This window comes from Micromonospora sp. NPDC051141, from assembly GCF_044455765.1.
Classification (GTDB): domain Bacteria; phylum Actinomycetota; class Actinomycetes; order Mycobacteriales; family Micromonosporaceae; genus Micromonospora.
In genome coordinates this window covers 33899-53207 of sequence record NZ_JBITFD010000015.1, presented here as the reverse complement: position 1 = coordinate 53207, position 19309 = coordinate 33899, and the positions used below count along the sequence as shown (strand labels likewise).

The following is a 19309-nucleotide window of genomic DNA, read 5'->3' as shown; positions in this document are numbered from 1 at the left end:
GCCACGTGCGCTGATGCACATGCCGCTATGTCTCAAGAAACGGAGTTCTCATGTTCCGGTCGTCTCGTGCGCGTTTTCGGGCCAGCGCAGCAATTGTCACTGTGGTTGCGGGAGGCATCCTCGGTCCCATGGCCGCGTCCGCGCAGGCTGCCGGACCGGTGTCGACAGTCGCTTTTCAGGCCCGCAACACCAATGAGCGACTGGTCGCTTTGAAGGTGCCGAACCTCAACCTGGCCAACGTCAAGACCGCGAATCTCGTGGGCAGCCTCGCGGCCTGGGACCTTTTCACGTCGTCCAACGGGGTCTCCGTCATCGCGAAGAACCGAGCCACGGGGCTGTGCCTGGACACCAACAACGGTGGCACGGGCACACTCGTCGCCGCTCGGCCGTGTGACGGAACGCTCAGCCAGGACTGGAACCTGGACGTTGTCTCTGGCGGTAGCTTCAAGATGATCCGTAACAGCTTCACGGGGAAGTACCTGACGAAGTTCAACAGCAATCAGCCGAGCCTCGCAGGGTTCAACGGCAGCACCAACCAGCACTGGATCAAGACTCCCTGACTCGACTCATCCTGACGGTTGATCGTGGCAATGCTCGAATGGGGCTGCGACGTAACTTGGTGCGCTATGTGCAGCAGGGCGAAGGTGGCTTGTAAGCGTTTGAGAAGTTGACGGTCGGGCGGCGTGTCGTGTTGTTGGCGACGGAAGGCCCTCGGTAGGTCCGGTGGTGTCGAGCCAACCGTCTTCATACCGAGGGCCTTCTGCTGACGTCGACGATGCGCAGGGGGCGTCCGGGCGTGGCTGGACTCAGTGACGTTGCTGGAGGTCATCACGCTCTCCGAGTCCAGGCCACCGCCGAAGGGCTCCCCGACGCCCTCGCCCGATTCGCACCTGTTCCCGCATCAGGTCGTGGATGCGCTGGGTGGTCCCGTCTACCGCGCTTCTCCATTCGCGCCAAAGGACGTCGAACTGGCGGCGAACGACCTGCTGCAACTGCTTGGCCGCACCGCCGGCTGATCCACCCGCCCGACGTCGGCCCCTCGTCCGCTTCCGTCACCGGGCCGGCGGCTGCCGCCTGTCCAACGCCAGCACGACGCCGCCCCGGGGGGCGAGGAGCGCCTCGTTGGTGTAGTGCACCGGGGCGTCGCCGATCGACCTGAAGGTGAAGGCGCGTGCCGCGACGGCGAGGACGAGCACCGCTTCGGTCAGGGCGAAGCGCATCCCGTAGCAGACCCGCTGGCCGCCCCCGAACGGAAACCACGCGGAGCGGTGCGTCCCGGGGTTCTCGTCCAGCCAGCGTCCCGGCCGGAACCGGGTCGGCTCGGGCCAGAAGCGCGGATCGCGGTGGGTGACCCACGCGCTGACCCAGATGCCCGCGTCCGGCGGGATGGTCCGCCCGCGCAGTTCCAGCGCGACGTTGGCCTTTCGGGGGAGCATCGCCACGACGGGGAACAGCCGCAGCGTCTCCTTGACGCACGCCTCGGTGAAGGGCAGCCGGGCCACGTCCTCGAAGTCGGGATCCGCGTCGCCGAGCACCTGGTCCAACTCGGCGTGCATGCGGTCGAGGACGTCGGGGTGCCGGGCCAGTAGGGCGAAGGCGAAGCCGAGTGTGTTCGCGGTGGTCGCGTGCCCGGCGACGTAGAGCGTGTGGATCTCGTCGCGCAACTGCCGCTCGTCCATCGGCTGGCCGGTCTCGTCGCGGGCATCGAGCAGCATCGCCAGCAGATCGGGTGGGCCGTCTGTCGCGCTGTACGCCCTCGGCGGCCGGCGGCGGCGGTCGACCGCCCGCATGATCAGTCGCTCGACGTGCGCGGACGCCTTGCGCAACCGCTGCCGGTGCGGGGTCGGCATCCAGTACGGCAACAACCCGGGGAGGCCGGTGTACTCGATCTCCTCCAGCCGCGCCATCTCGGCCAGGGCCTCGCGGATCGCGTCGCCGTCGGCGTGGCCGACCTCGGCGCCGAACAGGCTCTTCACCGCGATCTGGGCGGTCAGGCGGACCATGTCCTGGTGCACGTCGCGGATCTGGCCGTCCTGCCACCGGTCGACCAGTTCGTTGGTGTAGCGGACCATGGTGGTCGCGTAGCCGCCGATCCGGCGAAGGTGCATGGCCGGCTGCGCCAGCCGGCGTTGCCGCTTCCACAGTTCGCCGTTGCTGGCCGGCAGGGCGCGTGCGCCGAGCAGGTCGGCGTGCTGGGTGAAGCCCTCGGTGAACCCCTTGCGCAGCGCGAAGTTGGTGGCGCTGAGCACGGTCGCGACGTCGTCGGGGTGGAAGGCGCAGTACTGGCGCTGTCCGCCGAGCGACCAGGCGGCCAGGTCGCCGTACGCGTCGTGTAGGTCGGTGACGAAAGCCTGCGGATCGGCCGCGAAGCGCGGTAGGTCGCCGACCAGCGGCCACGGCCTGGTTCCGGGTACGTCGTCGGGGGCGGGGCGGCGCAGCACGTCGAGCAGCCGGCCCGTCGCGGTGCGGCCGGTGTCCGGCCGGGAGGGGGCGAGGGGGTAGGGGCTGGGCATGGCGACTCCTCTGCGCAGGGTCGGTGGGTGGGGGAGACCTCCGGAGCGGATCAGATGTGCCGCCACGGCCGGATGTTCGCCGCCTTCAACCTGCGGTAGAGCGCGACGGTGTAGGTGATGTCGGCGACGAACACGACCAGGTAGAGGTAGTTGATCAGCGGGGTCAGCGGGTACGAGTCGTGCCGGAAACTGTCGACCCAGAAGGAGCCGAAGCTGCGGGGCCACGGTTGGGTGGCGCTCGTGGTCACGGTCAGCGCGGTCGCCAGCCAGGCGAAGAAGGTGCCGAAGAACTTCGCGATCGCGATGTAGAGGGACTGGCCGCGAGGGCTGTCCCGGCGGACGAGCATGACCAGGAACAGCAGCGACATCAGGCAGTTGACGCCGAACCCGGTGTATTCGCCGTCCGGGTCGTTGAACTCGAAGAATCCCAGGTAGACGATCGGGTACGCGACGACGACCGCGACGATGGGCAGGAACCTGGCGTACCGACCGACCCCGGGGGCGTCCCCGAACTCGCGGGGCGCGTACCGGCACGCCTGCCAGAGGATGACCAGGTCCACGAGGAGCCACGCGATGCTGAGGGTGTGGATGTGGTCGGCGAACGGGTTGATGAACAGCCCGTAGGCGGCCTCCCAGGACAGGTTCGCGCCGAGCGCCGCGATCGGCATCCCGTAGGTCCTGTCGCGGAAGCCGCGGTGGATGATGCCCGCGTACGCGACCAGCCACCACAGGGTGCAGATGACGCCGGTGACCACGACCACCTGGGAGATCATGCCGAGCCTTTCGTCGCTGAGGGTTCGGAACCGTCGGACTGGACGGGTTGCGGGATCCGGTCGATCCGGGTGCGGTACCGGCGCAGGCCCAACCTCGCCAGGTGGGCCCGTTGCCCGTCCGGGAACCGGTCCAGCCGTTCGCGGAACAACCGTTCGTAGCGGGCCGTCTCGTCGCGGAGCCGCTGCGGCGCGTCCGGTCCGTAGAGCCGCACCAGCGCGTCGTAGGTGTTGAAGTTCCCGGTCCGGACATCCTGCTCGTAGTGCGCGAGGTCGTTGCCGATGTCGGCGAGGACCTCGACCGGCCAGAGCACGTCGAGCAACCGCTGGTCGACGGGCCGGCCGAGCAGGGGGTAAATCATCGCGTGCAGCAGCCGAAGGTCCGAGGAGCGCAGCTCGACCAGCCGCATCACGTCCGCGTGGTCGGCGGTGCCGCACGTGGTGACCCGGTTCTCCAGCCGCACGTACCGCTCACCCTGGTCGAGGAGGTGGCCGACGGCGTCGTCGTAGGCGCCCAACCGGCGCAGCAGCGCGGCGAACCGGTGCTTGTACCGGACCAGTTTCTGGTAGTCCTGGTTGCCGTCGGCCCCGAGTTCCACGTCGCGGGTGTGCTCGGCGACCGCGTCGACCCGGTAGACCAGGAACTCCACCAGGAACAGCACCGGCGTGCAGCGCATCCGCTGCCACCGGGACAGCCGCAACGCGGGGAAGTAGAGGTCCCGGGCGAAGTCCCGGAAGATGTCCCGGGACTTGTCGAGGGTCTCCCGTGCGGCCCGCAGCTTCTCCCACGGCGTCATCCGTGCATCCCTTCCGGAACCGGGGCGGCGGTCGGGCTGTCCTGCGTGGTTCGCCTGACGGCCAGGTAGTGAAGCTGGAACGGCAGCCCGACGACGATCTGCGGCATGGCCTGCTGGGCGTGGAAGACCAGGGTGAACGCCAGGGCGAGATCGGGGGAGACGCCGAGCAGACCGAGTGCGTACAACGCGCCGGCCTCGAAGGTGCCGAGCTGGGCGGGGGCGGAGGGCAGGGCGTTGGCGAAGTCGATGAAGAACAGCACCAGGATCGCCGCTGCGAACGACAGGTTCATGTGCAGTGCCCGCAGGACCACAAACGCCGCCGCCGCGTCGGCGATCTCACCCAGCAGGATCCACGCGGAGGCACCTGCGAAGCCCCGCCGGTCCCGGAGGAAGTACATGCCGTCGACCAGGCCGCGCAGGAACGCCGGCAGCTTCGCGCCCGGCTTGCGGTGCGCCACCCAGACCAGCAGCGCCAGGTGGGCGACCATGGCGGCGGTGATGGCCAGGACGACGCCGGGCACCCAGCCGGTGAAGCCGAGCAGCAGCGGGACGGGCAGCGCCAGCAGGGCCACCCCGACGGCGCCGATCGACTTCTTCAGCACGATCAGCGCCGTGGTGACGGTGACCGGCACACCCTCGCGTCTGAGCATCCACAGGCGCATCACCTCCCCGGCGCGCGCCGGGGTGAGCGAGGACGCGGCCTGGGCGGCCAGCTCGTAGCGCAGCAGAGTGCCGAACCTCACCGGGTGCCGCGCGCCGAGCATGGCCGTCCAGCTCGCCCCGCGGACGAACTGCGCGCCGACGTTCAGCAGCACGGCGAGCACCAGCAGCCGGTAGTCGGCGCCCCGCAGGGCGGCGGTGAACCTGTCGACGTCGATGCCGCGCAGGAACCGCCAGAGGACGACCACGGTGGCCAGCACGCAGAGCAGCCGGAACGCGAGGCCCAGCCGGCTCTTGGTCCGCTCATTCATTCGAGTGGGCCGCCGTGGGCAGTCGGCTGGCGGACAGGCTGTCGGGCCACAGCAGCCGCTCGATCTCGAAAAACCTGAGCAGCTCCGGCACCCGGATGCCCAGCGACGCCCGGATCTTCCTCAACGGCTCGTCCCACAGATCGTCCCAGCGCACCCCGTTGAGGGGTGGGACGCCCTGCTGACGGATGAACTCGACGGCCATCCGGAACAGCAGCACGTCGCGCTCGGAGAGCTGCCACGGCCCGCGGTACAGGTGCCGGGCCGCCAGCGTGAAGAGTTGCCGCTGCCAGCCGGCGACCCGCCCGGTCGAGCCCATGGTCACCCCGAGGACGAACGCCTCGTCGGCCGAGGTGGTTCCCCGGCCGAAGACGATGTGCACACAGTCGTGCCCGCGCAGGTCGATGGCGCCGGGCAGGGCGACCGGACTGGCCGGGTTCTCCAGCAGGCGGACGTACCAGGGCACGACGGAGGCGTCGTCACCCGGCATCGCCGCGTACGCCTCGCCCAGCTTCTGGTCTCCGTCCAGGCCGGGCATCCAGTTCGACAATGCTGCCATGATCTTCTCTTTTCGGTTGGCCGGCGGCGAACCGCAGGGGCAGGCCGGCGATCAGCTGCGGCAGGTTCTGCTGCGCGTGGAATACGAGGGCGAAGGCTGCGCCGGCCTCGAGCGGCACGTGCGCGAGCTGGAGACTGAAGAACGCGCCGGCCTCGAAGGTGCCGAGGTGGGCCGGGGTCACCGGGAGGCTGACCGACACGTCGACGAAGAACAGCACGAGCGTCGCCACGCCCACCGACACGTGCACGTGCAGGGCGTTGAGGATCACCACCGCCGCGGCGGTATCGATCAACACCCCCACCAGGGCCAGCACCAGCACGAGCCGCAGGGTCCGGGTGTCGCGGAGGCAGAACAGGCCGTCCGCCAGCCGACGCAGCCCACGGGGGACCGGCCTGCCGCCGTCCCGGTGGGCCAGCCACACCAGCAGGCCCACCAGGGCCACGGTGGCCACCGTCGACGACCAGATGAAGGCGGTGACCCAGCCCGGAAGCCCGGCCATCAGCAGCGGCGCGGCGATCGCGAGGAGCCCGATCGCGGCGGCGCGGACGATGCGGCGCAGGATGATCAGCGCCCGGGTCACGCCCGGCGGGACGTCCTGCCGGCCGAGCAGCCGCGACCGCAGCGGGTCCGTGCCGCCCCTCGGCACGTCCACGAAGGCGGTCGACTGGGCCGCGAACTCGTAGCGCAGGAGCCGGGTGAAGGGCACCCGGTGACGCGGGCGCAGCAGTACCGACCAACACCCGGCCTGGACGACCTGCCCGGCCAGGTTGAGCAGCGCGGCCAGCAGCAGGAGCTGGACCACCGGGTGGCCGAGCCGGTGCCCCAGCGTCGGCGCGTCGAGCTGGGGCACCAGCCAGAACACCGGCGCCACGGTGGTCACGAACCAGAGCAGCCGGAGCAGGAAGCGCCGCAGCGACCGGCCGGACGCCACGGTGGGTGGGGAGGTGACGGCGATGTCGCTCATGGCCGCTCAGCCCGGTGTGTAGTCGAGGTGGGCGGGACGGCTCGGGAGCTGGCCGGCGGGCGGCGCGACGCCGGGCATCAGTACACCAGCCCACGGTCGCCGTCGACGGTGACGACCTGTCCGTCGCGGATCAGCCGGGTGGCGTGGTTGGTGCCCATCACGGCGGGGATGCCGTACTCGCGGGCCACGATCGACCCGTGGGACAGCGTCCCGCCGGTGTCGGTCACCACCGCGCCGGCGATGCTCAGCAGCGGCGACCAGGCGGGGGTGATGAAGGAGGCGACGAGGACCTCACCGGTGCCCAGCTTGGGGAAGTCCTGGACGGAGGCGACGTGCCGGGCAACGGCCGTGACGCGTCCCGGGCTGACCGGGGACCCCTTGATGCCGCCGTGGCGCTCGGCCGGATCGCCGGACTTCTCCTCCTGACCGAGGAAGGCGACGGGTTTGAGGTTGATGCCGGCGAAGCTGAGCCGCATGTCCGGCGGTACGGCGGGCGGCGGGATGAGGGCGCGCCGCCGCGCTCGGAGGTCGCGGCGGTCGGCCACGGTCCGCTCCCACGACGCGGTGCGCGGCCGGTCCGCGCGCAGTTCGGCGGCGAGTTCGTCGCCGGTCAGGTAGAAGACGTCTTCGGGGCTGCTCAGGCCACCGTCGGCGACCAGGCGGCGGCCCAGTTCGAGGTAGCCGCGGCGCATGATCGGCCAGCCCTGGGTGAAGTGGAACAGCGCCTCGTCGCGCACGGCCGCGTACCGCCGGTTGAGCCGCAGCAGCAGCCCCAGCAGTTGCCGGCGCAACGGGTGGCGGCGGAGCCGGGCGTCGATGCGGGCCAGTTCCGTGTCCCGCCGTTCGGCGAGCGTCTGCAACCGCTGCGCCGGGTCGGGCGCGTCGGGGGCGCGGTTGCCGGCCAGGGCGGCGCGCAGCGCGGTCGGGTCCTCCGCCGGCGTCGGCTCGACGAAGTCGAGCTGGTAGACCTGGTGCCCGTACTCGGCGAGCAGCGCCGCGAGGCCGCGCTCGGCTGCGTCCTCGTCCCCGGCGGTGTGGGCGAGTCGCCACAGCGCGGCCTCCATCTCGGAGGTCCTGGTCGGATGTCCCTGCAACAGTTGGGCCAGTTCCGGGGCGGCGGGCACCGGTCGGACCAGAGCCGGGTAGAGCTTCTCCAGCAGCAGTTCGCTGACGTTCCAGTACCAGGCGAGCCCGCCCAACATCGCCCAGTAGACGCCGCTGAGGTCGGTCACCTCGTCGATGACGCGCCGCACCTCCTCGGTTTCGAGGTGACGCAGGTCGAGTCGGCCCAGCTCGGCGGTCCGGGTGAGGTGGTGGGGCAGCAGGACCCGGCGCCAGTGCGACTCCAGTCGGGACAGGTGGAAGCGGTAGAAGTTGACGATCAGCATGATGGTGCGCAGCGGGTACCGGTTCAGCGGGAAGTCCAGGCGCAGATAGGCGTAGCCGTTGATCGACCCGGCCATCGGTTCGGGCACCAGCGGACCGGTCAGCCGGTCGGAGCCGGACCAGTTGCGCCGCCACCGGTCCACCAGGCGGGGATAGAGGGTGGTCTCGAACAGCGGGGAGAGCGGCTCGGGCAGCCACGAGTCGCAGATGCTGATCCGCGCCCAGGTGGCGCCCTCGATCGGGCTGGTCCAGTCGGTCACGGGCGGCAGGGCCAGGCTCCGGGTGAGCGGCCGGGCCTGAAGGATCCACAGCCGGTCGTCGTGGACGGCCCACTCGACGTCCTGCGGCGCGCCGAAGTGCCGGCTCACGCGCAGACCCAGCCGGGCCAGCTCGGTCACCTGCTCCGCGCGGAGCGACGCGGTGGAGCGCCGGTCCGGCGCGGTGTCGACCAGCACGGTCCCGCTCCCGTCGGGCACCACCGTCCGCGACTTGCTCCCGACCTCGGTGCGCTGCACCGTGTCGCCGGTCGGGGACACGACGAACCGGTCGGGATCGACCTGGCCGCTCACCACGGCCTCACCCAGTCCCCAGCTCGACTCGATCACGATCGGCTCGGTGGGTTCGCCGGGCGCGGTGGGATCGGGCGTGACGAACATGACGCCGGCCGCGTCGGCCGGCACCATCGCCTGCACCACGACCGCCATGGCGGCGTCGGCATGGGGTACGCCGGCCCGCTCGCGGTAGCGGATCGCGGGGATCTCCCACAGCGACGCCCAGCACGTCCGGACGGCGTCGACGAGTTGGTCGAGCGAGCGCACGCCGAGTTCGGTGTGGTATTGGCCGGCGAAGCTCGTGTCCGCGGTGTCCTCGGACGTGCCGGAGGAGCGCACCGCCACGCCGCCGCCGTCCGGGCACACCCGCCGGTACGCCCGGTCCAGTTCGGCGCGCAGGCCGGCGGGCAGGTCGAGGTCGTGGATGGCGGCGCGCAGCGCCCCGGCGACCTGCTCCATCGGCTCCCAGGCCGCCGTCGCCGACCCGGGTTCCGGGGCGGGGACCGCGGTGAGACGGTCGAGCAGCGGAGCGACGGCGGGGGTGACGACGGCGTGGTAGGTGGAGATGGGCAGGCAGAACCCGGCGGGGACGGGCAGGCCGGCCCCGAGCAGGTCGCCCAGGTTCGCCGCCTTGGCGCCGGCGGTGCCGGCGTCCGATCCGCGCAGGTCGTCAAGCGGCACGAGGTCAGGCATCGTCGGCCACCCGGTCGACCCACTGCTGGTAGTACTTGCGGAAGGCGAGCACGCCGTGGTCGCCGCCCACGTAGATGCCATGCCGGTCGCCGCGTTCGATCGTGTTGAACAGCGGGATGTCCTGCTGGGAGGTCAGGGTGATCTCCGGGCGGTGCAGGAGATAGTTGCGCAGGTCCCGCCAGCGCGTCCCGGTCGGCGGCAGGGCCACCGCGATGTGCTGGACGGTCCGGTTGGGCCCGAGCGGGCTGGCGGCCAACAACATCCGGTACCGCAGGCGCCCGTCGGCGAAGTAGCTGATCCGTTGGGCGCTGGGCCAACCGTCGACCCGCAGGACGAACTCCTTGGCGTTGGTGCCCAGCAGACCGGCGATCCGGCCGATCCGGCCACGGTACGACGGCCAGCTCAGTTCCGCGCCGAGCCAGGCCTCGGCGGCGATGGGTGGGCCGTGATCGGCGGTCGCACGCGGGTCGTCGAGCATGCGCAGGGTCGTCGAACCGTCGACGTCGAGCCCGTGCAGGGCGACGAGGTGGTCGGGGTCGTAGGTGTTCTCGAGGATCCGGCGGACGGTCGCCCGCGTGTCGTCGGCCATCCGGAAGCCGGTGGGGTAGCCGGTCGCCCGGTCCAGGACGGGGAAGGCGGGCAACGGGAACATCGGTTCGCGGCTGCCGTACCAGACCCAGACGTAGCCGTGCCGTTCGGCGGTCGGATAGCTGCGCATTCCGGGCCGGCCCGAGGCGTCGCGTGCGGGTGGGGCGGCCCGGCACCGGCCGGTGTCGTCGAAGCGCCACCGGTGCGCCGCGCACTCAAGTTCTCCGCCGGCGACCCGCCCCCGGGCGAGACTCGCGCCCAGGTGCGGGCAGAAGCCCTGGGTCACCACCGGCCGGCCCGCTCCGCCACGCCAGGCCACCAGTTCCCGGCCGAACAGGGTCAACGGTCGCGGGCCCTTTTTCAGCTCACCGGAAGGAAGGGCCACGTACCAACTCGCCGGAAGGTCGGTGAGCGTCGCAGCGGTGTGCGTCGCCGCGGTCAGCTCTCGGTTCATGATGCCGTCCACCTACCCTCGTATTCGAATTCGGGCGGCCCCGATATGGCGCATTTGCTTGCTGGTGGCCCCCGATGCCCTGTGGTATGACTTATCTCGATCGCACGGAAAATGCCGACAGGCGGAGGTGCCAGTTCACGATGACGCAGCCCTGGGATGCCGATACCGCCGGAATCATGCGTCTCCCCTCGGGCGCGCTCGTCCGGGGCAGAGGACTTCGTAGGCCCGTGCCGGTCGGCCCGGAACCGCAATTCGGCGTGTATCTGCTCGGTAAGCAGCCGCCGTCGGTGAAATGGGACAGCACCTGGATCCGCTGGCGGGATTTCTGGCTGCCGTCGGATCGTGGCGCATTCCGCGACGCCCTGACCGAGTTGTTGACACGGGCCCGGTCCGAGCGCGTGGAGATCGCCTGTTACGGCGGCGTCGGTCGTACCGGCACCGCCATGGCGTGCCTGGCCGTGCTGGACGGCGTGTCCGGCGACGAGGCGGTCGACTACGTGCGTACCCACTATTCGCACCGTGCTGTGGAAACGCCGTGGCAGCGGCGCTTCGTCGTCAATTTTCGCTGACCGGGCGGCGATGCGGCTCACGGCGCGCGGTCACCTTCGCCGTCGCGGTTCGCCAGCCGCACCCAGTCGTCGTACCGCTCGCGGAAGCGTGCCAGCGGCGCGTCGTGCTCGGTCGGCACGCCGTCGTGCTCCGGGCGTGAGCCGGCGAAGCCGCGCAGGCCCTCGCGGATGTCCCGCCGGCGGAACCTGCGGTAGCCGGCCGCCGCCGCCGCGTCCTGGGCGGGACGACCCGATCGGCGCACGAAGGACCAGCCCCGCACGATGGAGTGGCCGTCGCGGACCGGCGTGACCGCGAGCAGTTCCCGGACCACGTCCTGACCGGCGACGGAGAAGGTGAGCCGCTGACCGCCCGGCCAACCGTCCACCAACAGTTCGGTACGACCGTCCGCGCCGCCCAGCGGGCGCGGCAGCCGCGGCCCGTGGAACGCCAGCCTGGCCCCGGTCCACGCCGGCGCCGGAATCGGCGGGCCGTTGCCTGCCGCCGCGTCGGGATCGGACAGCACCGCCGGCCCGGCCGGGTCGATCGCCTCCAGCCCGTGTGCGGCCACGAAGTGGTGGTGGTCGTACGCCTGCTCCAGGACCCGGCGCGGCGACGCCGAGGTGACGTACGCGAACCGGTCGCGTTGGTAGTCGACCCGGTTCAGCACCTCGGGCGGCATCTGCGGCAGGGCGAACAGCGGCTCGGGTGAGCCGTACCAGACCCAGAGGAAACCGTAGCGTTCCCGCACCGGGTACGCCCGCTGCCGGGCCAGGTGGCTGGGCAGACCGTCGAGCCGGGGAATGTGCACGCACGCGCCGGTGGCGTCGAAGCGCCAGTGGTGGAACACACACCGCAACTGCCCCTCGACGACCTTGCCCAGCGCGAGGCTGGCACCGAGGTGGGGGCAGTGGCGCGGCAGCACCGACGCGGTGCCGGCGCCGTCCCGCCAGGCCACCAGTTGGCGGCCGAACAGGGTCAGCGGCCGGGGCTTGGCGCCCACCATGCGCGACGGCAGGGCGACGTACCAGGAGGCGGCCAACCGGGTCATCGGCTGCGGCGCGACGGGCGACCGGGGTGCCGCGTCCGGGGTGCCCGGCTGGTCGGCCGCCCGTACCGGCCCCCGGCCCGGCCGGGTCACGACCGGCTCCCGGCGAACGCCGGATCCACCCGGTCCACCCAGGACTGGTAGTACTTGCGGAACCGCAGCAACCCGTTGTCGTGCCAGGCGCGCAGCGTGCCGGCGGCCGGCTCGGTGTTGTTGTAGACGGGCAGGTCCTGGGTGCTCCCGCCGCGGTACTGGCCGAAGAGCGTGAACAGGTTGAACACGGTGCGTGGGCCGATGCCGCTGCCGCGGGGGGTGACCATCCAGCCCACCTGCGTGGTCCGCCGCTCCTCGATCGGGACGATGGCCAGCAGCACCTTGTAGAACACCTTCCCGTCGACGTACCCGGTGAACCGTTGGCCGCCCGGCCAGCCATCCACCAGAACCTGGAAGCTGTCGCCCGCCGCGAACGTCGCCGACTTCGCCACCAGCCACCGGAACGGGTCACGGATCGGGTGGCCGGGGGTCGCCACCCCCTCGAACCACGAGCCCAGCCAGGCCTCGGTCGGAATGGGCGACCCGTTGTCGGCGGCCTCGGACTGGTCGCGCAGCATCCGGAACTCGGTGCGGTCGAGAGAGAGCCCGTGCAGCGCCTCGAAGTGGAAGTAGTCGAAGGCGTTCTCGAGCAGTTGCCGGGCGGTGCCGACGGTCCGGTCGGCGTAGCGGAAGCCGACGTAGCGGTGTCGGTCGACGTCGCGGGGTGGGAAGTCCGGCAGGGGGAACAGCGGCGTCGGCGTGCCGTACCACACCCAGACGAAGCCGTAGCGTTCCTGCACCGGGTAGGTCGCCAGCCTGGCGGTCGAGGGGATCCGATCGGAGCCGGGGATCGCCACGCACGTTCCCGAGCCGTCGAACCGCCAGCCGTGGAACGGGCAGCGCAGGTTGCCGCCGGTGAGCGTGCCGAGGGCCAGGCTCGCCCCCTGGTGGGGACAGAACCGGCCGGCGAGGACCGGCATGCCGGACCCGTCGCGCCAGGCGACCAGGTCCCGGCCGAACAGGCGTACCGGCACCGGGCGGCGCCCCAACTGCCGCGACGCCAGTCCCACGTACCAGCTCGCGGCCAGCCCCGTCGGGACGGCGTCGGGCCTCGCCACCTGGGCGGAGAGCCTTCGAGGCAACACACCGGTCATTGCGCGTCTCCTGGTCAGTTCGACCGGCTACAGACGTAGTCGGCGATGGCGAACAGCGGCGCGGCGCCCTTGCCGAGGATCTCGACCTCCTGCTTGGCGGACTCCACGAGCGTGGTGGCCCGCCGGCGGGACTCCTCCAAACCGAGCAGCCGCGGAAAGGTCGCCTTGTTCGCCCGGTCGTCCTTGTGCGGGGTCTTGCCCAGTTCGTCCAGGGTGGAGGTGACGTCGAGGATGTCGTCGACGATCTGGAAGGCCAGGCCGATCTTCTCGCCGTAGAGGCAGAGCCGGGCGATGATCTCCTCGCTCGCGTCGGCGAGCACGGCGCCGCTGGCCAGGGCCGCCACCAGCAGGGCGCCGGTCTTGCGGGAATCCATCGACTCGAGCGTCGGCAGGTCCACGTCCGCGCGGTTGGTGTTCTGGATGTCGATGACCTGCCCGCCGATGGCGCCGTGCACGCCGATGGCGTGCAGCAACGTGCCGACCACCCGCAACAGCCGCTCCGGCGGGGCGTCGGTGCGGGTGAGCATGTACTCCAACGAGTACGCCAGGAGCGCGTCGCCGGTGAGCACGGCCACCCCTTCACCGAAGACCTTGTGGTTGGTCGGTCGACCTCGCCGGAAATCGTCGTTGTCCATTGCCGGCAGGTCGTCGTGGATCAGCGTGGCGGTGTGCAGCATCTCCAGGGCGACGGCCGTGGGAAAGGCGATTTCCGGCCGGCCGCCGTGCGCGGTGCACGCGGCCAGGCACAGAATCGGGCGCAACCTTTTCCCGCCGGACATCAGCGAATAGCGGATCGAGGCTCGTAGCGGTTCTGGAATGTCTCCGTCAAGAGCTCGCTCAAGTTCCCGATCGATGAGGCCCTGCTGTTCGCGCAGGTAGGACGACAACTCGAATTCCTGAAGCATGAGACCTCGCTTCGACGGACTGGCCTAGGCGAAGGCTAACGTGAAGTCGGCATCGAAGCCTGTGCATTTGCATGGTGTTCCGCGGAGGGGGTTCGGTTAAGGATTTGGCGATGATGCCGTCGACCATCGGTGCCCCCATCGACGGTGAGGGAGCAGCCATGACCGATTTGCACATCGCCCGACGTCCCACTCGTCAGCTCACGGTGGGGAAGGTGGGCGTCGGCAGCGACAGCCCGATCTCCGTGCAGTCCATGACGACCACACCGACCACCGACATCGACGCCACCCTCCAACAGATCGCGGCGCTCACCGCCGCCGGGTGCGACATCGTCCGGGTCGCCGTTCCGTCCCAGGACGACGCCGACGCCCTGCCCGTGATCGCCCGGAAGTCTCCGCTCCCGGTGGTCGCCGACATCCACTTCCAGCCCCGGTACGTCTTCGCCGCGATCGAGGCGGGCTGCGCGGCGGTCCGCGTCAACCCCGGCAACATCAAGCGGTTCGACGACCAGGTCGGGGAGATCGCCCGGGCCGCCGCGGCCCGCGGTGTCCCGATCCGGATCGGGGTCAACGCCGGCTCGCTCGATCCCCGGCTGCTCGCCAAGCACGGCGGCGTCACCCCGGAGGCGCTTGTCGAATCCGCGCTGTGGGAGGCCGGCCTCTTCGCCGAACACGACTTCCACGACCTCAAGATCTCGGTGAAACACCATGACCCGCAGGTGATGATCCGCGCGTACGAGCTGCTCGCCGCGGTCTGCGACTATCCCCTGCACCTCGGGGTAACCGAGGCCGGTCCACCACCGCAGGGCATCGTCAAGTCCGCCACGGCGTTCGGCGCGCTGCTGCGCCAGGGGATCGGGGACACCCTGCGGGTGTCGCTCTCGGCGGACCCGGTCGAGGAGGTGCGGGCCGGCATCGGCATCCTCGAGTCCCTCGGCCTGCGCAGGCGTACCGGCCTGGACATCGTGTCGTGCCCGTCCTGCGGGCGTGCCCAGGTCGACGTCTACGAGTTGGTGGCGGAGGTGCAGGCGGCGCTGGACGGGCTGGAGGTGCCACTGCGGGTGGCGGTCATGGGTTGTGTCGTCAACGGACCCGGTGAGGCGCGGGAGGCCGATCTCGGGGTCGCCTCCGGCAACGGCAAGGGACAGATCTTCGTCCGGGGCAGGGTTGTCCGGACCGTCCCCGAGTCCCGGATCGCCGAGGTGCTCATCGAGGAGGCGCTGCGGCTGTCCGGCGAACCCGTCCCCGCCGAAGCCACCACGAGCAGCCGATGATCGGGCAGCCGACGGCACCGACCGTCGACCTCGCCGACGACACCTACCCGGACCTGCGTGGGCTCACTCCCGAGGCGGTGCGCGGGTGGAGTTCCGAGCAGTGCCGGCGCCGGGCCGCCGAGATCCGGCGCTTCCTGGTCGACCGGGTCACCCGCGCCGGCGGCCACCTCGGGCCCAACCTCGGCATGGTGGAACTCACCATCGCCCTGCACCGAGTCTTCGACTCCCCGCGCGACGTGCTGCTGTTCGACACCGGCCACCAGTCCTACGTACACAAGATCCTCACCGGTCGGGCGACGGAGTTCGACACGTTGCGGCAGGCCGGCGGCATGTCCGGATATCCCTGCCCGGCGGAGTCCCGGCACGACCTGGTGGAGAACTCCCACGCCTCCACCGCCCTGTCCTACGCCGAGGGCATGGCCAAGGCGTTCGCGTTGCGCGGAGAGCAGCGGCGCGTGGCGGCGGTGGTCGGTGACGGTGCGCTCACCGGCGGCATGAGCTGGGAGGCGTTGAACAACCTCGGCGCCGGCTCGCTGCCGGTCGTCGTGGTGCTCAACGACAACGAGCGTTCCTACGCGCCCACGGTCGGCGGCCTGGCCCGTCACCTCGCCGAGCTGCGCGCCGGACGCGGCGGCCCGAACCTGTTCGACGGGCTGGGCCTGGCCTACCTGGGTCCGGTGGACGGGCACGACGTCGACGCCGTCGAGCGTGCGTTGCGCCGGGCCGCCGGGCTGGGCCGGCCCGTCGTCGTGCACTGCGTCACCCGCAAGGGCGCCGGCCATCCCGCGGCCGAGGACGACCCCGCCGACCGGATGCACGCGGTCGGCCCGGCCGGCGGCGGCGGAGGCCGGTCCTGGACGTCGGTGCTCGGCGAGGAACTCGACCTGATCGGCGCCGAGCGGCCCGACGTCGTCTGCGTCACCGCGGCCATGGCGCTGCCCACCGGCCTGGGGGCCCTGATGCGCCGAGCGCCGGAGCGGGTGTTCGACGTCGGGATCGCCGAGCAGCACGCCGTCACGTCGGCGGCCGGGCTCGCGCTGGGCGGCCTGCACCCGGTGGTCGCGATCTACTCCACCTTCCTCACCCGCGCGCTCGACCAGATCCTGATGGACGTGGCGCTGCACCGGCTGCCGGTGACGTTCGTGCTCGACCGCGCCGGCATCACCGGCCCGGACGGGCCGAGCCACCACGGAATGTGGGACGCCAGCCTGTTGGCGCTGGTGCCGGGACTGCGGCTCGCCGCGCCGCGGGACAGCTCCCGGCTGCGGCACCTGTTGCGGGAGGCGGTGGCCCACCGGGCGGGGCCGACCGCGGTCCGCTTCCCGAGGGCCGCGAGCGGCGCCGACGTGCCGGCGGTGCGGCGCACTCCCGGCTACGACGTGCTGCACGCCGCCGCGGACGCACCGGTGATGATCGTGTCGGTCGGGCCGATGGCCGAGGCGGCTCTCGGCGCCGCCCGGCTGCTCGGCGAGCAGGGCGTCCCCACGACGGTGGTCGACCCCCGATGGATTGCTCCCCTCGCCCCCGAGCTGGTGGCCCTCGCCGCCGCCCACCGCCTCGTCGTGACCGTCGAGGACGCCACGACCACCGGATCGGTGGGCAGCCGTCTGGCGCAGGCCCTGGCCACGACCGGCTCGTCGGCGCGTGCCGTACCCCTGGCGCTGCCGGCGGCGTTCGTGGCGCACGGTGGCCGGGAGGAGATCCTGCGGGCCCACGCCCTCGACGCGTCAGGTATCGCCGACGCCGTGCGGACCTGCCTGGACCAGCGATGACCGTCGTGGAGAGGGCATCGGGTGCGCGACGGAAAGTGCTGCTCGCGGCGCCGCGCGGATTCTGCGCGGGCGTGGACCGGGCCGTGGCGGCCGTGTACGCGGCCCTGGCCGAGTACGGCCCGCCGGTCTACGTCCGGCACGAGATCGTGCACAACACCCACGTCATCGCCGAGCTGGAGGCGGCCGGTGCGGTCTTCACCGACGACCTGGACACGGTGCCACGGGGTTCGGTTGTCGTGTTCTCCGCCCACGGCGTGGCTCCGCAGGTGCGCCAGCACGCGCGTCGTCGCGCGCTGCGGGTCGTCGACGCGACCTGCCCGTTGGTGTCCAAGGTGCACGCGGAGGCCCGCCGGTACGCCCGCGACGATCTCCAGATCGTCCTGATCGGCCACCACGACCACATCGAGGTCGCCGGCACCCGCGGTCACGCGCCCCGGCACACGCACGTCGTCGATCCCGACGATCCGGACGCGGTGGCGCGGCTGCCCCTGGACGCGGGTCGCCCGGTGGTGTGGCTGTCGCAGACGACCCTCGCTGTCGACGACGTCGACCGGACCGTGGCCCGGTTACGGGAACGCTTTCCGCACCTGGCGCAGCCACCCACCGACGACATCTGTTACGCCTCCACCAACCGGCAGACGGCGATCGCCGCTATCGCCGCCCGGTGCGACCTCGTGCTGGTCGTCGGCTCGACCACCTCGTCGAACTCGAACCGGCTCGTCACCGTGGCCCGGCGCGCCGGCGCCCGCACCGCCCACCTGGTCGACGACGCCGACCACCTGGATCCGCGGTGGCTTGCGGGCGTCGGGACCGTCGGCGTGACCAGTGGCGCCTCCGCACCGGAACGGGTCGTTCGTCAGGTGCTCGACCGGCTGGCCGCGCACGGCTGGGACGACGTCGAGCAGGTCGCCGGTACGGCGGAGGACGTCTCCTTCGTCCCGCCACCGCTTCACCGGCCCCGCCCGGCCGACGCCGGATCCGGCGGCGGACGTGACCCCGGATACGGAGAAACGCCGCCGCCCGGGGCGGCCGGATGACGATGGGCGGGGGGATGCGACGCGGCGATCCTCGAACCGGCGGGCGCCGAGTGAGCGCACGAGGGCGGATACCGACCGCAGCCTTCGCCCTGGCCGCCGGCGCCGGCGCGGTGGTGCTGCTCGCCCCGGCCGGGGCGAACCCGCCACACGTGACGGTGGTCCGTGGCGGTCCGTCCGCGGCGCTCTACCGGGCGGTGACCGCGGGGGTCGCCGACGCGCCGGCCTGGGTCGCCACCGCCGGTGGCTTTCTGCCGAGCGTCGGACTGCTTGTCCTGCTCGCGGTGCTGGTGTCGGTGTCCTGGACGCGCCGGCGCGACCGGTGGGCGTCCCGGGTCGGGGTGTCGGTCGCGCTGGCCGCCGCGGTGATCGCCGACCTGGGGAGCGGGATCGTGAAGGCGGTGGTCGCGGAGGAGCGTCCCTGCCGGGCGGTTCCGCACGCCGCGACGTGGCTGGCCTGTCCGCCGGCCGGACACTGGTCGTTCCCCAACGACCACGCGGCGATCGCCGGAGCGCTGGCGACGGGTGTGGTGTTCCTGGCCCGGCGCCTGGCGGCGGTGGCGGTGCTGGTCGGCGTGATCGTGGCGACGGCCCGGGTGGTCGCGGGAGTCCACTATCCACACGACGTCCTCGCCGGTCTGCTGTGGGGTGTGGCGGTCGCCGTGGCCGGTCAGGTGTTGGCGTCAGCCGGCCCGTCGACCTCCGCCGATCGGGGGCGGTGAGGAAGACGCCGCTGGCGGGGCCGGCTAATCCTCCGGACAGATGCTCGGCGGCCAGGTGTCGGGCTGGAGCACCCCCTGGTTGTAGGCGCGGGCGACGATCGAGGCCCGGTTCGACGCGCCGAGCGCGTCGCGCAGCGCCGCGACGTGGTAGTCGAGCGCGGTTCGGGACAGGTAGAGCATCTCGCATATCTCTTTGGAGCTGTGCCCCAGGGCGAGCAGTTCGAGGACGCGACCGCGAACGGTCGACCGGCGAATGCGCTGCTGCGCGTCGTTCATCACGCGTACGGACATCTTCAGTCCACATCCTCTTTCGGCTCGTTGCCCGCTGGGCGGTGAGGCGTCGAGCGGTCGTGGGGTGGCGTGGGCCGCCTGACCGGCCTTCGTGCGATCCCGGGCGGGCCACGGATGGCCGCCGCGCACAGGACGTCGTGCCGCGAGTCGCGTCGAACCGACGTGGGCATTCATATCTCCCCGCAGATACGAAGGCGGGTACGGCCGCTCGCGGAAGCCCCTAACACACGGATCCCGCCGGCCGCTGGCACCCATCGATGAATGTCACGTTAACAGTAGGTGCCGTACCG

General features: G+C 71.6%; 19 protein-coding genes. 7 read left to right on the top strand and 12 right to left on the bottom strand.

What is annotated here, in order from left to right; genetic code table 11:
• The first annotated feature begins 128 nt into the window (after positions 1 to 128).
• Complete coding sequence (locus ACIA6B_RS25500; protein WP_396777023.1) at positions 129 to 560, top strand: RICIN domain-containing protein; 432 nt, start codon at positions 129 to 131, stop codon at positions 558 to 560.
• A 249-nt stretch (positions 561 to 809) separates the two neighbouring features.
• The gene (locus ACIA6B_RS25495) at positions 810 to 1016 is read left to right on the top strand and encodes a hypothetical protein (protein ID WP_396777021.1); all 207 of its coding nucleotides are present in this window, start codon (positions 810 to 812) and stop codon (positions 1014 to 1016) included.
• Positions 1017 to 1052: 36 nt separating this feature from the next.
• Here the strand turns inward: ACIA6B_RS25495 and ACIA6B_RS25490 are convergent, their stop codons facing one another.
• The 8 genes from ACIA6B_RS25490 to ACIA6B_RS25455 form a co-directional block, all read right to left on the bottom strand.
• Complete coding sequence (locus ACIA6B_RS25490; protein ID WP_396777019.1) at positions 1053 to 2513, bottom strand: cytochrome P450; 1461 nt, start codon at positions 2511 to 2513, stop codon at positions 1053 to 1055.
• A 50-nt stretch (positions 2514 to 2563) separates the two neighbouring features.
• The gene (locus ACIA6B_RS25485; RefSeq protein ID WP_396777017.1) at positions 2564 to 3286 is read right to left on the bottom strand and encodes a hypothetical protein; all 723 of its coding nucleotides are present in this window, start codon (positions 3284 to 3286) and stop codon (positions 2564 to 2566) included.
• Positions 3283 to 4080 carry a hypothetical protein gene (locus tag ACIA6B_RS25480; protein WP_396777016.1) on the bottom strand — a complete coding sequence of 266 codons (798 nt, stop codon included), beginning with the start codon at positions 4078 to 4080 and terminating at the stop codon, positions 3283 to 3285. Before ACIA6B_RS25480 ends, ACIA6B_RS25485 begins: the two co-directional genes overlap by 4 nt.
• Positions 4077 to 5051: a lysylphosphatidylglycerol synthase transmembrane domain-containing protein gene (locus ACIA6B_RS25475; RefSeq protein ID WP_396777014.1), complete on the bottom strand. Its 975-nt coding sequence runs from the start codon at positions 5049 to 5051 to the stop codon at positions 4077 to 4079. Before ACIA6B_RS25475 ends, ACIA6B_RS25480 begins: the two co-directional genes overlap by 4 nt.
• Positions 5044 to 5607 carry a hypothetical protein gene (locus tag ACIA6B_RS25470; protein ID WP_396777012.1) on the bottom strand — a complete coding sequence of 188 codons (564 nt, stop codon included), beginning with the start codon at positions 5605 to 5607 and terminating at the stop codon, positions 5044 to 5046. Before ACIA6B_RS25470 ends, ACIA6B_RS25475 begins: the two co-directional genes overlap by 8 nt.
• Positions 5528 to 6571, bottom strand: coding sequence for a lysylphosphatidylglycerol synthase transmembrane domain-containing protein (locus ACIA6B_RS25465; protein WP_396777010.1), 1044 nt, complete (start codon positions 6569 to 6571; stop codon positions 5528 to 5530). Before ACIA6B_RS25465 ends, ACIA6B_RS25470 begins: the two co-directional genes overlap by 80 nt.
• A gap of 77 nt (positions 6572 to 6648) precedes the next feature.
• Positions 6649 to 9201: a PEP/pyruvate-binding domain-containing protein gene (locus ACIA6B_RS25460; protein WP_396777008.1), complete on the bottom strand. Its 2553-nt coding sequence runs from the start codon at positions 9199 to 9201 to the stop codon at positions 6649 to 6651.
• Positions 9194 to 10243: a Rieske 2Fe-2S domain-containing protein gene (locus ACIA6B_RS25455; protein ID WP_396777006.1), complete on the bottom strand. Its 1050-nt coding sequence runs from the start codon at positions 10241 to 10243 to the stop codon at positions 9194 to 9196. The genes ACIA6B_RS25460 and ACIA6B_RS25455 overlap by 8 nt, the downstream gene beginning before the upstream one ends.
• Positions 10244 to 10383: 140 nt before the next feature.
• On the opposite strand from ACIA6B_RS25455, the gene ACIA6B_RS25450 reads away from it, so the two are divergent.
• On the top strand, positions 10384 to 10812 hold the full coding sequence (locus ACIA6B_RS25450; RefSeq protein WP_396777004.1) for a protein-tyrosine phosphatase family protein: 429 nt from the start codon (positions 10384 to 10386) through the stop codon (positions 10810 to 10812).
• A 17-nt stretch (positions 10813 to 10829) separates the two neighbouring features.
• Here ACIA6B_RS25450 and ACIA6B_RS25445 read toward each other — a convergent pair whose 3' ends face one another.
• From ACIA6B_RS25445 to ACIA6B_RS25435, 3 genes are read right to left on the bottom strand one after another with little or no spacing between them, the layout of a single operon-like run.
• The gene (locus tag ACIA6B_RS25445) at positions 10830 to 11930 is read right to left on the bottom strand and encodes a Rieske 2Fe-2S domain-containing protein (protein WP_396777003.1); all 1101 of its coding nucleotides are present in this window, start codon (positions 11928 to 11930) and stop codon (positions 10830 to 10832) included.
• A complete protein-coding gene (locus tag ACIA6B_RS25440) occupies positions 11927 to 13024 on the bottom strand; it encodes a Rieske 2Fe-2S domain-containing protein (protein WP_396777001.1) in 1098 nt (365 codons plus the stop codon). Before ACIA6B_RS25440 ends, ACIA6B_RS25445 begins: the two co-directional genes overlap by 4 nt.
• Positions 13025 to 13038: 14 nt before the next feature.
• Entirely contained in the window at positions 13039 to 13929 is an 891-nt protein-coding gene (locus ACIA6B_RS25435; RefSeq protein ID WP_396776999.1) for a polyprenyl synthetase family protein, read from the bottom strand.
• A gap of 158 nt (positions 13930 to 14087) precedes the next feature.
• Here ACIA6B_RS25435 and ispG point away from each other — a divergent pair, with 158 nt between their 5' ends.
• From ispG to ACIA6B_RS25415, 4 genes are read left to right on the top strand one after another with little or no spacing between them, the layout of a single operon-like run.
• Positions 14088 to 15200, top strand: coding sequence for a flavodoxin-dependent (E)-4-hydroxy-3-methylbut-2-enyl-diphosphate synthase (gene ispG, locus ACIA6B_RS25430; protein WP_396776997.1), 1113 nt, complete (start codon positions 14088 to 14090; stop codon positions 15198 to 15200).
• On the top strand, positions 15197 to 16972 hold the full coding sequence (locus ACIA6B_RS25425) for a 1-deoxy-D-xylulose-5-phosphate synthase (RefSeq protein ID WP_396776995.1): 1776 nt from the start codon (positions 15197 to 15199) through the stop codon (positions 16970 to 16972). Before ispG ends, ACIA6B_RS25425 begins: the two co-directional genes overlap by 4 nt.
• Positions 16969 to 18009 carry a 4-hydroxy-3-methylbut-2-enyl diphosphate reductase gene (locus ACIA6B_RS25420; protein ID WP_396776993.1) on the top strand — a complete coding sequence of 347 codons (1041 nt, stop codon included), beginning with the start codon at positions 16969 to 16971 and terminating at the stop codon, positions 18007 to 18009. Before ACIA6B_RS25425 ends, ACIA6B_RS25420 begins: the two co-directional genes overlap by 4 nt.
• 50 nt (positions 18010 to 18059) lie before the next feature.
• A complete protein-coding gene (locus ACIA6B_RS25415) occupies positions 18060 to 18728 on the top strand; it encodes a phosphatase PAP2 family protein (protein WP_396776991.1) in 669 nt (222 codons plus the stop codon).
• A 24-nt stretch (positions 18729 to 18752) separates the two neighbouring features.
• On the opposite strand, the gene ACIA6B_RS25410 is transcribed toward ACIA6B_RS25415, so the two are convergent.
• Positions 18753 to 19019 (bottom strand): LuxR C-terminal-related transcriptional regulator, encoded by a 267-nt coding sequence (locus ACIA6B_RS25410; protein WP_396776989.1) that lies wholly within the window; start codon positions 19017 to 19019, stop codon positions 18753 to 18755.
• Between the last annotated feature and the right edge of the window lie 290 nt (positions 19020 to 19309).

What these genes read in the sequence shown, in the direction of transcription:
- ACIA6B_RS25410 (WP_396776989.1), bottom strand. Translation starts at nt 19,019, where the DNA reads ATGTCCGTACGCGTGATGAACGACGCGCAGCAGCGCATTCGCCGGTCG.
- ACIA6B_RS25465 (WP_396777010.1), bottom strand. Translation starts at nt 6,571, where the DNA reads ATGAGCGACATCGCCGTCACCTCCCCACCCACCGTGGCGTCCGGCCGG.
- ACIA6B_RS25450 (WP_396777004.1), top strand. Translation starts at nt 10,384, where the DNA reads ATGACGCAGCCCTGGGATGCCGATACCGCCGGAATCATGCGTCTCCCC.
- ACIA6B_RS25455 (WP_396777006.1), bottom strand. Translation starts at nt 10,243, where the DNA reads ATGAACCGAGAGCTGACCGCGGCGACGCACACCGCTGCGACGCTCACC.
- ACIA6B_RS25460 (WP_396777008.1), bottom strand. Translation starts at nt 9,201, where the DNA reads ATGCCTGACCTCGTGCCGCTTGACGACCTGCGCGGATCGGACGCCGGC.
- ACIA6B_RS25480 (WP_396777016.1), bottom strand. Translation starts at nt 4,080, where the DNA reads ATGACGCCGTGGGAGAAGCTGCGGGCCGCACGGGAGACCCTCGACAAG.
- ACIA6B_RS25420 (WP_396776993.1), top strand. Translation starts at nt 16,969, where the DNA reads ATGACCGTCGTGGAGAGGGCATCGGGTGCGCGACGGAAAGTGCTGCTC.
- ACIA6B_RS25435 (WP_396776999.1), bottom strand. Translation starts at nt 13,929, where the DNA reads ATGCTTCAGGAATTCGAGTTGTCGTCCTACCTGCGCGAACAGCAGGGC.
- ACIA6B_RS25425 (WP_396776995.1), top strand. Translation starts at nt 15,197, where the DNA reads ATGATCGGGCAGCCGACGGCACCGACCGTCGACCTCGCCGACGACACC.
- ACIA6B_RS25475 (WP_396777014.1), bottom strand. Translation starts at nt 5,051, where the DNA reads ATGAATGAGCGGACCAAGAGCCGGCTGGGCCTCGCGTTCCGGCTGCTC.
- ispG (WP_396776997.1), top strand. Translation starts at nt 14,088, where the DNA reads ATGACCGATTTGCACATCGCCCGACGTCCCACTCGTCAGCTCACGGTG.
- ACIA6B_RS25440 (WP_396777001.1), bottom strand. Translation starts at nt 13,024, where the DNA reads ATGACCGGTGTGTTGCCTCGAAGGCTCTCCGCCCAGGTGGCGAGGCCC.
- ACIA6B_RS25470 (WP_396777012.1), bottom strand. Translation starts at nt 5,607, where the DNA reads ATGGCAGCATTGTCGAACTGGATGCCCGGCCTGGACGGAGACCAGAAG.
- ACIA6B_RS25490 (WP_396777019.1), bottom strand. Translation starts at nt 2,513, where the DNA reads ATGCCCAGCCCCTACCCCCTCGCCCCCTCCCGGCCGGACACCGGCCGC.
- ACIA6B_RS25500 (WP_396777023.1), top strand. Translation starts at nt 129, where the DNA reads ATGGCCGCGTCCGCGCAGGCTGCCGGACCGGTGTCGACAGTCGCTTTT.
- ACIA6B_RS25485 (WP_396777017.1), bottom strand. Translation starts at nt 3,286, where the DNA reads ATGATCTCCCAGGTGGTCGTGGTCACCGGCGTCATCTGCACCCTGTGG.